At 49.1% G+C, this 15,389-nt stretch carries 14 protein-coding genes; 7 read left to right on the top strand and 7 right to left on the bottom strand.

Going from position 1 to position 15,389, the window contains the following annotated elements; translation table 11 throughout:
* Positions 1-64: 64 nt before the first annotated feature.
* Genes OGY01_RS06880 through OGY01_RS06860 form a run of 5 tightly spaced genes read left to right on the top strand, consistent with a single transcriptional unit; the run spans position 65 to position 5,640 of the window.
* The gene (locus tag OGY01_RS06880) at positions 65-787 is read left to right on the top strand and encodes a fimbrial chaperone (protein ID WP_071828949.1); all 723 of its coding nucleotides are present in this window, start codon (positions 65-67) and stop codon (positions 785-787) included.
* 17 nt (positions 788-804) lie between these two features.
* Positions 805-3,384, top strand: a complete 2,580-nt coding sequence (locus OGY01_RS06875) for an outer membrane usher protein (protein ID WP_284096840.1) — start codon at positions 805-807, stop codon at positions 3,382-3,384.
* A 2-nt stretch (positions 3,385-3,386) separates the two neighbouring features.
* Positions 3,387-3,947, top strand: coding sequence for a fimbrial protein (locus OGY01_RS06870; protein ID WP_048221400.1), 561 nt, complete (start codon positions 3,387-3,389; stop codon positions 3,945-3,947).
* Between the two features lie 8 nt (positions 3,948-3,955).
* Complete coding sequence (locus OGY01_RS06865) at positions 3,956-4,549, top strand: fimbrial protein (protein ID WP_045443398.1); 594 nt, start codon at positions 3,956-3,958, stop codon at positions 4,547-4,549.
* Complete coding sequence (locus tag OGY01_RS06860; RefSeq protein WP_286492686.1) at positions 4,549-5,640, top strand: fimbrial protein; 1,092 nt, start codon at positions 4,549-4,551, stop codon at positions 5,638-5,640. Before OGY01_RS06865 ends, OGY01_RS06860 begins: the two co-directional genes overlap by 1 nt.
* A 48-nt stretch (positions 5,641-5,688) precedes the next feature.
* Here the strand turns inward: OGY01_RS06860 and OGY01_RS06855 are convergent, their stop codons facing one another.
* From OGY01_RS06855 to pspA, 7 genes are all read right to left on the bottom strand, one after another.
* Positions 5,689-7,374, bottom strand: coding sequence for a methyl-accepting chemotaxis protein (locus OGY01_RS06855; protein ID WP_286492685.1), 1,686 nt, complete (start codon positions 7,372-7,374; stop codon positions 5,689-5,691).
* Between the two features lie 169 nt (positions 7,375-7,543).
* Positions 7,544-8,662, bottom strand: coding sequence for an S-(hydroxymethyl)glutathione dehydrogenase/class III alcohol dehydrogenase (locus OGY01_RS06850; RefSeq protein ID WP_045443407.1), 1,119 nt, complete (start codon positions 8,660-8,662; stop codon positions 7,544-7,546).
* Positions 8,663-8,695: 33 nt separating this feature from the next.
* A complete protein-coding gene (locus OGY01_RS06845) occupies positions 8,696-8,971 on the bottom strand; it encodes a metal/formaldehyde-sensitive transcriptional repressor (RefSeq protein WP_200010905.1) in 276 nt (91 codons plus the stop codon).
* A 305-nt stretch (positions 8,972-9,276) separates the two neighbouring features.
* Positions 9,277-9,501, bottom strand: a complete 225-nt coding sequence (gene pspD / locus OGY01_RS06840; RefSeq protein WP_045443419.1) for a phage shock protein PspD — start codon at positions 9,499-9,501, stop codon at positions 9,277-9,279.
* 8 nt (positions 9,502-9,509) lie between these two features.
* Complete coding sequence (gene pspC / locus OGY01_RS06835) at positions 9,510-9,869, bottom strand: envelope stress response membrane protein PspC (RefSeq protein ID WP_136345572.1); 360 nt, start codon at positions 9,867-9,869, stop codon at positions 9,510-9,512.
* Positions 9,869-10,093: an envelope stress response membrane protein PspB gene (gene pspB, locus OGY01_RS06830; protein ID WP_045443425.1), complete on the bottom strand. Its 225-nt coding sequence runs from the start codon at positions 10,091-10,093 to the stop codon at positions 9,869-9,871. The genes pspC and pspB overlap by 1 nt, the downstream gene beginning before the upstream one ends.
* Positions 10,094-10,147: 54 nt before the next feature.
* Positions 10,148-10,816, bottom strand: a complete 669-nt coding sequence (gene pspA, locus OGY01_RS06825) for a phage shock protein PspA (RefSeq protein ID WP_045443428.1) — start codon at positions 10,814-10,816, stop codon at positions 10,148-10,150.
* A gap of 155 nt (positions 10,817-10,971) precedes the next feature.
* Between pspA and pspF the strand changes: the two genes are divergently transcribed.
* Positions 10,972-11,961: a phage shock protein operon transcriptional activator gene (pspF, locus tag OGY01_RS06820; RefSeq protein ID WP_190284561.1), complete on the top strand. Its 990-nt coding sequence runs from the start codon at positions 10,972-10,974 to the stop codon at positions 11,959-11,961.
* Positions 11,962-12,258: 297 nt separating this feature from the next.
* On the top strand, positions 12,259-15,387 hold the full coding sequence (locus OGY01_RS06815) for a multidrug efflux RND transporter permease subunit (RefSeq protein ID WP_286492684.1): 3,129 nt from the start codon (positions 12,259-12,261) through the stop codon (positions 15,385-15,387).
* Positions 15,388-15,389: the final 2 nt, after the last annotated feature.

Here is a 15,389-nt window from a genome sequence, read left to right as displayed (position 1 = left end):
AATATGTTCTCTGTAGCTCCCGTTCAACTGGGGGCTACAGCGTCTATACGCAGAAATAAATAAAATGCCAATAAAAAACATATTTACCGTAATTATATTTACAACATTTATTTCATTTAGCGCTCCATCAACGGCCAGTATTGTTATTAATGCCACCCGGGTTATCTACCCTTCAGATGCCAAAGAGGCGTTAATCAAAATGGTTAATCAGGGGCAACAGCCGCTATTAATCCAGTCCTGGTTAGATGACGGACATGAAGACGTCGATCCACAGGCATTAAATGTGCCGTTTATTGCCTCCCCTCCTGTTAGCCGGGTCGATCCGAAACAGGGTCTTACCGTACGTTTAAACTGGGATGGGCAACCTTTACCGACCGATCGCGAAAGCGTTTACTGGTTTAACGCGCTTGAGATCCCGAAAAAAAATAAAGATGCAGATAAATCAAATCAACTGCAGATAGCGCTTAAAACACGCATCAAGGTATTTTATCGCCCGATTTCCCTTCCCGGCTCACCTGCCGAAGCCATTCAACACCTGCAATGGAGCCTGGCCAATCAAGAAAAACAAGTTTGGGCGACGGCAAAAAACGACTCCCCTTATTTTGTCTCTCTGGTGGGCGCTACGATCACCTCCGGGGGTAAAAAGTACAACATTGAACCTGATATGGTTGCACCGTTTTCCAGCGCTCGCTATGCGGTGAAATCACTGACATCAACTCAGATGGATACCATTTCATGGACTGCCGTCAATGACTACGGCGGTAATGTGGAAGCCACCAAAAAGTAAACGCAGGGATAGCATTAATGCAGACTTCGACACGCCTAATTGCTGCTTCTACCTTCATCCTGTTCGGGTTTTGTCAGTCAGGTTTTGCTGATGAAAACTATATTGAATTCAACGACGATTTTATTTTCGGTAATGCCGGGAACAAATCGACGATTAACGTTGCTCAATACGCGCATGGCAACCCGGTAAAGGCCGGGACATATACCGTCTCCGTGTCGATTAATGGCAAGGCACAACAAACCACCGCCGTTCAATTTATCGAAAATAACACGCCGAATGCGACGCCCTGTTTAACGCGAACGCTTCTGGAAGAGGCCAGTATTGATATTTCCCGGCTACCGGCAGCAACAGAGGGCGACGCACAGTGCTATGTACTGGCTGACTACTACCCGTCTTCCAGCATCAGTTACGATCCTAATTCACAAGTCTTGATGCTCACAGTTCCTCAGCTTTTTTTAGTGAGCCATCCGGTCGGTTATGTGAACCCTGCGCGTTGGGATTCCGGCATACCAGCAGCGTTACTGACCTGGAACTTTAGTGGCTATCATAGCGAAAATGAAAGTGATACGTCCGACACTGGCTACCTCGGATTAGGATACGGCATTAACCTGGGGGCCTGGCGTTTACGTTCCAGCGGCGCACTGAACTGGGCTAACGACGATACTGCCTCATGGGATAATTACGATCTCTATTTGCAGCGTGACCTACCGCCCATTCGGGCGCAGCTGGAAATGGGTCAGGTTACCTCGATCAGCGAAGCGCTGGATAGCGTGAGCATAAAAGGGGTTCATCTCTATAACGATGAACGTATGGATCCCCGTGATGGTCGTTATGTTCCGGTGATCAATGGCGTGGCAAACAGTAATGCCAAAATCACGGTGCGCCAGCAATCACGCATTATCTATGAAACGACCGTACCGCCGGGGCCGTTTGCGCTGAAAGATTACTATGTGGCAATCAACGGTGCTGACCTGGATGTAACGGTTGAAGAAGCCGATGGTTCGAAGCGCTTTTTTTCCGTACCTTACGCGTCTGTCGCACAGTTGATGACCAAAGGGGAAGTCGACTGGGATTTCGCCACCGGTACCATTGACAATGATTACAGTAATGACACGCCGTGGGTCATCACCGGCAACGGGAATTATGGTCTGAGTGACATCTTCACCCTGTATGGTGGCCTTCAGGTCATGGAAAGTGATTATCAGGCCGGTATGCTGGGGATGGCGCTCAATACCCGGCTAGGGGCGATAGCCTTTGACGCTATCCATTCCCGAGCCTCCCTGGACGATGTTGGCGATTTACAAGGCGAGAGCTATCGGCTGACTTACAGCAATGTTCTGGACACTACCAATACGAACTTCAGCTTAACCGCGTATCGCTACAGCACCAAAGATTACCTCTCGCTAAACGATACACTCTCATTACAGAATAGCATTGCCAATTACGCTGACGAAAACGATCTCAGCTCTGACAACGCGTATCGCAACAATTATCTCCACTCAAAAAATGAGTTTCAGGTTAACGTCAACCAACCTCTGACCGTCAACAACGAAGACTACGGGTCGTTCTATCTCAGCGGTAGCTGGATCAGCTACTGGGGGGGAACCGGCAACACATCACAGTACTCCATCGGCTACAGCAACACCTTCGGTTCAATATCCTGGAACGTATCGTTACAGCGCAGTTACGACGAATGGGGAGAAGAAAACGATAGCCTGTATGTTGGTTTCAATATTCCTTTCGGCAACGGTAACGACAGGCAGCAACCGCTCTTTTCCAATTTGAGCATGGGCGTGAACAGCGATTTCAGCGACAGTAATGGTTTTACCAGCACCGCCAGCGGAAACAGTAAAGACAATAAATGGAACTACAGCCTCAGTACTATGGGTAACCAGAGTAACGGGAGCGACGATACCTATTCTGTGAGTGGCTACTCCACCTACAACGGAACCCGAGGAACCACCAGCCTCTCTGCCAGTGTCGATAAAAACCACAACCAGCAATATTCCCTAAATAATAATGGCGGGTTGTTGCTACACAGCGGCGGCTTAACGCTGTTACCGGGTAATGTCGATACCCAATCCGCCATTGCCTTGATTGAAGCTAAAGGGGCTGACGGGGCTACAACTACCAATGGCTATAGCGAAATCGACCATGCTGGCTATGCCGTCGCTACCAGCCTGACGCCGTATGCAGAAAATACCGTGGGGCTCGATCTGAGTACGGTGACCAGCGATGTGGAAGTGAAAAACACCTCCGCTGCCGTGGTTCCTCGTGAAGGCGCTGTCGTGAAAGTAACTTTTGCTACCGAAGCAGGCCAGTCGGTCTTTGTCACTCTTCGCCGCAGCGATAACAGCTTCATCCCGCTGGGTGCGGATGTACTGAATGAACAAGGTAAGTCGGTCGGGGCGATAGGGCAAGCCGGGCGAGCCTTTTTGCGAGGGATTGAAAACAACGGGCGGTTGAACGTGGTCTGGGGAAATGACAACCAGAGCCGTTGTCATGTTGATTATCACATTCCGCCATCTCCGGTGATGATCGGTAAATCAATTCATCTGGATAGCTTAATTTGTCAGATGCCAGAGTCAGGGAGATAACAATGCGTAATATTCTGTTGGCCTGTTTAATCCTTAATTGCCCTTTTGTTTCAGCGGTTTCTTATGTGACCGTCAATTTTCGAGCTACTTTGCAGACCACAACCTGCAATATCAGTATTGCGGTGGGTTCAAACACCACCGTTAATCAGACTCTTGATTTTGGCGCATTAACGATGTCGCAGATAGAGGCTCAGGGCAGTAATACGCGGAAAGATTTTTCTTTGCAGTATAACGACTGTTATATCACTAGCTCAGGTTCTACGGTCAAACAAACGCTGAACTGGATACAAACGTTACCCAAGGCCAGTGCTTCATGGAGTGGATACTCTACCGAATTAAAAGGTGGGGAAGTGGGCGTTGCTGCCGTGTTGTACCGTACCAGCGATTTAAACACTGCAATTCCACTTGATCCTAATAATAATGAAAAAATAACCTGGAGCAGTACTGAACGCACTAACGCAAAACTCCCTTTAACATTAGTTTTACGGCCAGCATCCTCGTCAACGACGGTTAAAACAGGAATTTTTAACGGTACGTTGACCTTTACCACGATTTATCAGTAGGCGCGAACATGACAGTAAAAAAATATACGCTGGTATTTTTGCTGCTGATGTCCTCTCCATCATGGTCAGATGTCAATAGCACAACCAATACATTAACCCTAAAGGCCGAGATTGTATCCGGAACCTGTGATATTACCGCTTCTGATGTTGATTTAGGCGATCTGAATATCAATGCCTTTTCTGCCGGTGGTAACTGGGCGGGGCTGAGTGCAACATCTCCGGGCCATGTTGCTACCAAACCGCTGCAGGTGAAAGCGCGCTGCGATTCCGGCTCAGCTGAAAAAACGTTGATACTCAGTTTTCAACCACAGAAAGCTCAGCTTAGCGGTAATCAAATATTCCCCAATGAATATACCGGGCCAACAGGCAGGGTAAAGGCAACGTCTGCGGCGGAAAATATCGGTGTAGTCGTTTTTTATGAAAGTACCAATGTGCTGAATAAAGACAACACGTCAGCGGTTAACTTCACCCGGTATATCGGTTCCGAATCGTCATATTCCGAATACACGTTTCAAGCCCGCTATCAGAAAATTGATCCCTCAAAACCGGTCACACCTGGCGGGGTGTTAAGCCAGGTTAAAATCAGCGTGAGTTATAAATAATGAATAATCACAATTCAATGCATATACGTTCAACGGCCAGACGTCTATTTTTTTCTGCGGGGCTATGGGGATTAAGTGTTCTGATAAATTACGTTCAGGCTTTTGAATGTAGTTTCCACCCGGACAACCAGTCTCAAATTATCACTACTAGCACATTGACCGTGCGTAGTTTCAACCCTAAAAATACCGCGCTCACTCGTTTAGGGGCACTCCAGGATGTTAAGATTGGTAAGCTTGAGTGTGGCACCGGTAATGATGGAGCGGACTGGTATGGATGGTCGGAGGCTTCAAATGCGGCAGGCGTTAAATCCAGTCTTTATGGAGAACACAACAGGGCATTTTGGCCGACAAATATCCCAGGGATATATTATTCAGTACGAATTAGTACCGCAGGTGCCTATAGAATCGCTTATTTGCCCCCAGAAACAACAGAAACGCGCCTGTTCGATTATCAAAAAGATGCTACCGATCGTGATATCATCGCAACGATTGAGATCTGGCAATACGGTAGAGTTACCTCTGTGGGCGATGCCCACCCCATTCAAAATGGCTTAATTGGAACATTTCGTGCCGGTTCGCTTGATGAAGGTGACAAAGAAAAGCTGAGAATTAACGTCAACAGCACATCGTTTACCGTTAAATTCGAAACCCCAACCTGCAATTTTACAGCCTCACCAACCACCATTGATTTCGGTGATGTAGGCAATGACAGCCCGCGCAAAACCTTTACCCTGAAAAATAGCGGCTGCGTAAATACCTCTGGGCTTACCCTGAAGCTGACATCAACAAAATCCGCCTATGACAATAAAGGATTAGGGATCCTCGCTAACACTAAAGACACCGCCTCCGGGTGGTGGGCGGCTGGCGGGCGTGGCATAGCTGTCTCATACGAACAAGGTTCGTCACGAACCTATCTTTCCGCCAATGACAGTAACTCTGAAGTCTCTATTAATTTCGGCGATTTTATTACATCGAAAGATATTCCCATGGCAGCCCTACTCACCTGCACTTCAGATAACAAAAAAACCTGTGATAATTATAAGCCCGGAGCCTTCAGCGCAACCGGCACCATTAGTGCAACGTACAAGTAACGGTAAACCCGGTAATGCGCAGTGCCGCATTACCGGATTTTATACTGATTAGAACGTTTCCCAGTTATCCATACCTGCCTTCACTGTGCTGGGTGATGAATAAACCGGCGTCGCTGCTGAAAAAGTCGGTTTAATCACACTCCCCTGTAACCGAAATGTACCAACCGCTTCTGTTAAACGCGCCGCCTGTTCTTCCAGTGATGCCGCTGCGGCCGACGCTTCTTCGACCAACGAGGCATTTTGCTGAGTCACCTTATCCATCTCTGAAATTGCCTGACTCACCTGCACAATACCGCGACTTTGTTCGTCGGAAGCCGCCGCGATTTCCAGCATAATATCCGTCACACGTTTAACCGCATCGACAATATCCGTCATGGTGTTACCAGCAGCCACTACCTCGCCAGAGCCCTGGTCTATCAAGCGAACGGATTCGCTGATCAATCCCTCAATCTCTTTTGCCGCCTGGGCGCTACGACTCGCCAGCGTGCGCACTTCGCTGGCCACCACCGCAAAGCCACGTCCCTGCTCGCCCGCCCGCGCGGCTTCGACCGCCGCATTCAACGCCAGAATATTGGTCTGGAAGGCAATGCTGTTAATCACAGCGGTAATCTCAGAGATTTTCTTCGAGCTGGTCGAAATATTACCCATGGTTTTCACTACGCCAGAGACCATTTGCCCGCCACGGCTGGCTTTACCTGAGGCATCTTCCGCCAGTTTGCTGGCATGGTGTGCGTTATCGGCGTTCTGTTTCACCGTAGCCGTCAGTTCTTCCATGCTGGCCGCCGTCTCTTCTATGGCTGCGGCCTGCTCTTCAGTTCGTGATGACAGGTCGGTATTTCCCGCCGATATTTCACTGGTGCCGCGGTAGATTTCCTCAGCCCCCTGACGCACCGTGCCTACCGTTTGTACCAGCGAACGTTGCATTTTTTGCAGATGATGGCTTAAACGCCCAATTTCACTACGTCCGGTGGGTTCATCCTGCATCGTGAGATCGCCCGTTGATATCTGCTCGATTCGCTGAGCAGCACGCAACAGAGGATGAATGACGGTACGGCGCAGGACAATAAACGTCATTACTGTCAGTGCCAGCGCCAGTACAAATGCACCGAGCATAAATGCCATGCCAAGTTGAGTACGCTGATGGGCCTGCTCACTGAGCAAGTTGGCCCTGGCGGTACGAAGCTCAATGGCTTTCAACAGTACTTTGTTGTAAGCGGAATCCAGCGGTCTGGCCTGCTCATTTTCATGGTTGATAATGGCTTCAAACATCCCGTTTTTAGCGTATTTCAACATAGGTTGCAGGCCGTCGATATAGGCCTTGAAGCTGGTGCCCAACTCTGCATCCAGTGCCTCATCGGCTGGTGTTTTCACCGCGCGAGACATATAAGCCTTAAAACCATCCTGCGATTGCTTAATCCGTTTTTCCGCGTCTGCAATATTGGCTTTCATGTCATCCATTTCAGCAATGCGGCTTGCCGCGCCCGCATGGATCATGTTGATACGCGCAGTACGTAAATGGTTCGAACTGTTAGATAACCCCATCCTGACCTGAATTTCATTCGTTACATCACGCTGATCGCGATCGGCCTGCATAAGGAAATAAGCTGCTAATCCGGAACTTAAAGCGAACAGCAGAAGGATGCCACCGAGAATGGAGGAAAACAGCGGAACCAGTCGGATTTGATGCAGAAAGCCCAGTTTATACTGGGCTTGCATCGATTTAGTGTTGTCCATGACCGTCGACTCTCTTGTAGGGTTAATGCGTGAAAACACGCCCATTAGATAGTCATCGGCAATTCAAGAAGTTTGATTACCGTAAAAAGCGCAACATTCATCACACTTTCACAACATAATTCAAAGAAATTCAGGAAAGTGCCAGCGGAGGGATCCGCTGGCTAATGAATCAGTTATCACCAAAGTGGATCACGGTGCGGATAGACTTGCCCTGATGCATTAAATCGAACGCTTCGTTAATCTGCTCCAGCGGCAAACGATGCGTAATAAAGGGATCGAGCTGAATTTTCCCGCTCATCGCGTCTTCGACCATTCCTGGAAGCTGTGTACGCCCCTTCACGCCACCAAACGCCGAACCGCGCCAGACGCGACCGGTAACCAGCTGAAACGGACGCGTTTTGATCTCTTGACCGGCACCGGCCACACCAATGATGATGCTTTCTCCCCACCCTTTATGGCAGCATTCCAGCGCAGCGCGCATTACGTTAACGTTGCCGATACATTCAAAGCTGAAGTCCACGCCACCGTCAGTCAGTTCGACAATCACGTCCTGAACGGGTTTCTCGTAATCATTTGGGTTGACGAAATCGGTCGCGCCCATTTCACCTGCCAGTTTGAATTTCTCAGGGTTGGTATCAACCGCTAAAATGCGCCCGGCTTTTGCCTGAACTGCACCCTGAATAACCGCGAGGCCAATACCGCCCAGACCAAATACCGCAACGGTGTCACCTTCTTTGACTTTCGCCGTATTATGTACCGCCCCGATCCCGGTTGTGACGCCACATCCCAACAGGCACACTTTGTCCAGTGGTGCTTCTGGGTTTACCTTCGCCAGGGATATCTCTGCGCACACGGTGTATTCGCTGAATGTACTGGTTCCCATGTAGTGATAAATCGGCTGGCCGTTATAAGAGAAACGAGTCGTACCGTCCGGCATCAACCCCTTACCCTGAGTGGCGCGGACGGCCTGACACAGATTGGTTTTACCGGACTTACAGAACTTACACTCACCGCATTCTGCGGTGTACAGAGGGATCACATGATCGCCCGGTTTCAGGCTGCTGACGCCTTCTCCCACCTCAACCACAATACCGCCACCTTCATGGCCAAGTACCGCCGGGAACACACCTTCCGGATCGTCGCCAGAGAGCGTAAAAGCGTCAGTATGGCAGACGCCGGTATGGGTAATTTTAACCAGCACTTCCCCTTTCTTTGGCGGGGCGACGTCTATCTCAACAATTTTCAACGGTTGGCCGGGGCCAAATGCTACTGCTGCACGTGATTTCATCTGTCTCTTCCCATTATTGCGAGGTGATGGTGTTTATTTTAGATAAGCGCGAAGAAGATGGCCGATTTCAGCCATGCGAATGGCACGCTCGTCCGGGGTTGTCTCACCACTGACCAGTTCATCTTTCAGATGAATTTCGACCATTTCGCCCATCAGGCCATTGGATGCGCCGCGTACAGCGGCAATTTGTTGCAGGATAGCCAGACACGGTTCGCCGGACTCCAGCGCGCGTTCAAGTGCATCAACCTGACCACGAATACGACGTACACGAGTAAGAATACGTTTTTTATCTTCCGGGGAATGCGGCATACGCCCTCCTATATACTATAGGGGGGTATACTATCATGCATTTAACATTTTTGTAAAAAATATAATCAATTTAATATTAATAGCTTACCAACAATTGCACCTGGAGTTGATTAATGGCAAGACTTACTAACGCAATATTATTGCTGACACACAAATTCAGACGAAAATAAACTGTCAATCAGCAGAGGTGAGCTTGAGGGGAAAATGATTTTGGCAGCCCAAAAATCGTATTTGTGAGCTGCCGCAAATTAACAGGAAAAATGTTATCTATATGTTATTTCAAATAGCGTCATTCGGATGTCGGGCTAATTCCCGGAATAACGTTTGGATAATTTTACCGCCACGCGGCTCAATAAAGGTTCCAGAATCAACGCCAGCGCCATTTTCAGCGGACGTCGGGCAACGGACTTCACTGCCCAACCGGCAACGCCTGCAGGACCATAGCGGAGCGCGGTAAGAAGTACCAGCTTGCCTGCTAATTTAAAACCAGGCTTCACCCTTTGCCCGGCACGCTGCCAGCGATTGTTCATCTCAATCCTCACAATTGGCGAAAGCGGCTGCGCAATGTGAACGTATCTGAAGTCACATAACGCTCCATTTCGCGTAAACGATTTTCACTTGCGGTCAGTTCACGATCGACGGCATCAAGCAGTTCGCCGCTCGAGGGCTGTTGTTCGCCGAAAGCGACATTGTCTGGCATTGGATCCAGAACGAAAGTCAGCACGATATAAGCCACTATGGTAAAAAAGGCCAGACCAAAGAAGATCGACAAAACAACCAGGATTCGCACCAGCTTCACCGGAACATCAAGATACTGTGCGATACCGGCACAGACCCCACGAACCATACCCTGCTGTGGAATACGCCACAGTTTTTTGTTCAGGTTAACGCCCCCCATTAGCGGTCCCTCCAGTTAGGATGTTCTGCATCAAGGATGTCTTCCAGCGTCTGAATACGTTCACGCATGCGCTGTGCATCATTACTCAATTCCACCAGGCGCTGCTGTTCGCTTTGCGATAACTCGCCACGACTGGAACGGTTGCTGTAATGCAGCCACAACCAAATCGGTAAAACAAACAGCACAAAGATGGTTAGCGGTATGGCCAGAAATAGCGCGCTCATGTGTACTCCTTACAGGTGATGAGCGGCGGCGCGCTCTGGCGCCGCCAGATGTTATTATTGCTTGTCTTGCTGCATTTTGGCTTTCAACTGCGCCAGCTGCTCGCTGATTTCATCATCTGCTTTCAGATCAGCAAATTGCTGATCGAGAGATTTTTGCTTACCAAAGTTATGGCTTTCAGCTTCGGCTTCCATCTGATCGATGCGGCGTTCAAAAGATTCAAAGCGCGCCATCGCTTCATCCAGCTTACCGCTGTCCAGCTGACGACGAACGTCGCGGGAGGAGCTTGCAGCCTGATGACGCAGCGTCAGCGCCTGCTGACGAGCACGGGTTTCGCTGAGTTTATTTTCCAGCTCGCCAATCTCTTTTTTCATACGTGCCAGCGTGTCATCAACCAGCGTCACTTCATGTTCCAGAGTGGTAATCAAATCAGTTAACTTCTGCTTTTCAATTAAAGCAGAACGCGCCAGGTCTTCTTTCTCTTTGCGCAGCGCCAGCTCCGCTTTTTCCTGCCACTCCGCCTGTTGCGCGGTGGCCAGTTCAATACGGCGAGATAACTGTTTCTTTTCTGCCAGTGCGCGCGCTGAATTCGAGCGAACTTCCACAAGCGTATCTTCCATTTCCTGGATCATTAACCGCACCAGCTTCTGCGGATCTTCAGCCTTTTCCAGCAACGCATTAATGTTGGCGTTCACGATGTCGGCAAAACGAGAAAAAATACCCATAATGTAATCCTCACTTACTGTTCTGATATCGGGCAATGCCCTGCTGATGCTCTAATGCAGCTTGCATGCCAACTTTTTAATTATTTGATTATAAAGAAAATAGTAAATTTTACCTGTTCATGAAATTAGGTTACATTGGTGAATAACACTAACAAATGGTGAATTTCATCATGGCAGGATACAAAGATAACCTTCTTGGCGAAGCTAACAGCTTCATTGAAGTACTGGAGCAGGTTTCTCAACTGGCCCCACTGGATAAACCGGTTTTGGTTATCGGTGAGCGTGGCACAGGGAAAGAGCTGATCGCCAACCGCCTGCACTATCTCTCCTCGCGCTGGCAGGGACCGTTTATCTCCCTGAACTGCGCGGCGCTTAATGAAAACCTACTCGACTCAGAACTGTTTGGCCACGAAGCGGGAGCCTTTACCGGAGCACAAAAGCGCCATCCAGGCCGATTCGAGCGCGCTGATGGCGGGACGCTGTTTCTCGATGAACTGGCAACCGCCCCGATGCTGGTACAGGAAAAACTCCTGCGTGTGATTGAGTATGGGGAACTCGAACGCGTTGGCGGCAGCCAGCCGTTGCAGGTCAACGTACGACTGGTATGCGCGACAAATGCCGATCTGCCACGGATGGTCAGCGAAGGCACTTTTCGCGCGGACCTGCTGGACAGGCTGGCTTTCGATGTAGTGCAGCTCCCTCCCTTACGTGAACGTCAAAGCGACATCATGTTAATGGCCGAGCACTTCGCTATTCAGATGTGTCGTGAAATCGGGTTACCACTGTTTCCAGGATTTAGCGCTCAGGCCAGAGAGACCCTGCTACACTACCGTTGGCCTGGTAATATACGGGAACTGAAGAATGTCGTTGAGCGATCGGTTTACCGACACGGTACCAGTGATTATCCTCTGGATGAGATTGTGATTGACCCTTTCAAACGCCCCGCCCCCGAAATCCAGCAGTCGGAAACCTCACCAGTTCTGGCACCATTACCTCTCGATCTGCGCGAATTCCAACAGCAACAGGAGAAGCAATTTCTGCAAACCAGTCTTGAGCAGGCCAGATTTAATCAGAAAAAAGCGGCTGAATTGCTCGGACTGACCTACCACCAACTGCGCGCACTGCTTAAAAAACATCAGCTTTAGCAAAAGCCTTCGCCCGAACTGCTCATCAAGCGTAGCGACTTTGGGGTGGCGCTTCGTAATAAGCAGCATTCATCTGTTGGGCGCTGCTCGTGCAAACCAGCAGCGTGCCAGAAATCAACCAACAACAGAGATTATTTTTATTAAAAAATAGCTCTCTGTTACATACTGATTTTAAAGATATTTACTTAAATTCTTCGTTACCTGTCACTTACAAAGCTATGTCTTTGATGATTATTATTTGTCCAAATCATTTATTTACATTACTGTAAAGTAAATAAACAGTTTGTGGAGCGACATATGCTGGCCAGATTTTTTGTTGATAGACCGGTCTTCGCTGCGGTAATAACCATTTGCATTATGTCGGCTGGCTTGCTCTCACTGTTCACACAATCGGTAGAGCAGTATCCTGATATCGCGCCCCCTGGGGTCACTATCACCGCAAACTACCCTGGCGCTTCAGCTGAAACCGTTGAAGACAGTGTGACTCAGGTGATTGAGCAGCAAATTAAAGGGATCGATGGTCTTCTCTACTTCTCTTCCACCAGCAGTTCAGCCGGGCAGGCCCGAATAAGCCTGAGTTTTGCACAGGAGACCGATCCCGATATTGCCCAGGTCCAGGTCCAGAATGCTGTCAATCAGGCAATTACGCGTCTTCCCCAGGAAGTTCAGCAACAAGGGATCACCGTTACAAAGTCTCAAGGGGACAGTCTGATGGTTGTGGCGCTCTATGACCCTTCCCGACAGCTTAGTAATATCGATATCAATGACTTTCTGATCAGTAATCTGCAGGATCCTCTAAGCCGGGTCGATGGCGTCGGGGAAACCACGGTGTTTGGCGCGCAATACGCGATGAGAATATGGCTGGATCCTTATAAGTTAAATAGCTTCGGATTCATGCCTTCTGATGTACAGAGTGCAATTGAAGCGCAAAATGCCCAGGTGACGAGTGGCGAAATTGGTTCCCAGCCAGCCCCTGCGGATCAGTATCTGAACGCAACCGTCACCGTACAGTCTCGCCTTGAAACACCAAAACAATTTGAGAATATCCTCCTTCGTACCAATAGCGATGGTTCCGCAGTTTATTTACGGGATGTGGCAAGAGTTGAGATCGGCGCAGAAAACTATCAGAACCTGACCACGCTCAACGGTTATCCGGCGGCCGGGATATCTATCCAGTTGGCGTCAGGAGCGAATGCATTAACAACGGCTGAAAATGTACGCGCTGAAATAGAGCGCCTGACTCCGCAGTTCCCTCAGGGGGTGATTGCAGCTTATCCCAAGGACAGCACACCATTTGTACTCGTATCGATTGAAGGTGTTATTCATACCCTTCTGGAAGCCATTCTGTTAGTTGTGGTTGTCATGTTCCTGTTTTTACAAAACTGGCGGGCAACACTGATCCCGGCAATCACCGTTCCCGTTGTTATGCTGGGGACTTTCGGAATATTGAGTCTGTTGGGGTACAACATCAATACACTCACGCTTTTTGCCATGGTGTTGGCTATCGGGCTTCTGGTAGACGATACCATTGTGGTGGTCGAAAACGTGGAGCGCATTATGGCATCACAAAAATGCCCCCCCGTAGAAGCGACATTACGTTCGATGAGCGAAATCACCAGTGCTCTGGTAGGTATTGCGTTGGTGCTTTCTGCGGTGTTCATACCGATGGCTTTTTTAGGCGGCTCTGTTGGCATTATTTACCGACAATTTACCGTGACGATTGTGTCTTCAATGATTTTATCCGCTCTGGTTGCGCTAACACTGACTCCGTCACTTTGCGCACATTTGCTTAAACCCGTCCCTCACCAGCAAGGTCGATTTTTTACTTCGCTAAACCGTGGAATTGACAAAGGCCAGAGCGCCTACCTCAGCCTCTTGCAGCGAAGCATATCCCGCCCGGTACGCCTGTATATCCTCGCAGTAATCCTGGTTTTATTAACTATTGGGACTTACCTGAAACTCCCGACCAGTTTTCTGCCGGAAGAAGATCAGGGTTCGGTAATGATTCAATTTGCTCTCCCTGTCGGCTCTCCAATCACACAGACTCAGGCTGTCGGTGATGAAATAAGCCAATATTTTCTCAGGGAGGAAAAGGAAAACCTGAATGTCATCTTTATGGTCACAGGACGCAATAACGCCGGAAGTGGACAAAATGTTGGTATGGCTTTCGCTGAGCTAAAACATTGGGACAAACGCAGTGGTAAACAAAACAGCGCACAATCCATCATCTCACGTGCTAACCAGTATTTTAAAAGCCACCTGCTGGCATCCATTAACGTAACGGCACCGCCAACGGTACGTGGACTCGGCCAGTCGAGCGGTTTTGAAGTCTGGTTACAGGATCAGGAAGCTAACGGTTATGACGCGCTGCTAAGCACTCAACGGCAGGTCCTGAATCTTGCAGCAGATGACGCAAATCTTTCGGCTGTCAGGATCAACAGCCTTGACGAAAAAGCCCAGCTCAGGGTCGATATCGACAGACATAAAGCGCAGGTTCAGGGACTAGAGCAAGCAGACATCAATAGTACATTATCCGCCGCATGGGGAGGTGTTTATGTTAATGATTTTATTGACCGGGGACGGGTCAAGCGGGTGTACATGCAAAGTGATGCTGATTGGCGTACTTCGCCAGAGGATATTTCCGCCTGGCACGTACGGGGGAATAACGATTTAATGGCATCTTTTAGCAGCTTTAGTACCCTGCAATGGACCACGGGTCCCCAGATGCTGCAACGCTTTAATGGACTTTCTTCCGTCCAGTTTCAGGGTAATGCAACTGAGGGGGTAAGTTCAGGCTCCGCAATGGACGCGATTGAGGATGTTATACAGAAGTTTGATGGTTTTGGACTCCAATGGAGCGGCCTGTCATATCAAGAACAATTGTCCTCAGGACAAGCCCAGTGGATCTACCTCGCGACCTGTGCCTTTATTTTCCTGTGCCTTGCTGCGCTGTATGAAAGCTGGGCCATCCCACTGGCTGTATTATTAATCATCCCACTCGCCATTTCTGGTGCCGTCTTCGCTACCTGGATCACCGGCTTAACCAATGACATCTATTTTCAGGTTGGCATGCTCACAACCATGGGATTATCCGCCAAGAATGCAATTCTGATCGTTGAATTCGCACAGTCACAGTATCAGAGCGGCAAAGAGGTTGTCACAGCAACACTGGAAGGAGCGAGTTTACGCTTACGACCTATTTTGATGACATCATTGGCATTTGTTGCCGGGGTAATTCCTCTGGTACTCTCCACAGGAGCTGGGGCATCAAGCCGCCTGGAGATTGGCGTCGCCGTTATTGGCGGTATGCTTTCCGGAACATTATTAACCTTACTCTTTGTTCCACTCTTTTTTATTGCTATCCGCAGGGGCATTGAAAGAATGGCTAATCCCCCGGTACTGGTCGAGAGTGAAAAGGAAACGTAACA

Source organism: Citrobacter sp. Cm038 (assembly GCF_030333105.1).
In the GTDB taxonomy this organism is placed as follows: Bacteria; Pseudomonadota; Gammaproteobacteria; order Enterobacterales; family Enterobacteriaceae; genus Citrobacter; species Citrobacter murliniae.
Note: the sequence above shows the minus strand (reverse complement) of the source record. Positions and strands in the feature narration are given on the sequence as shown.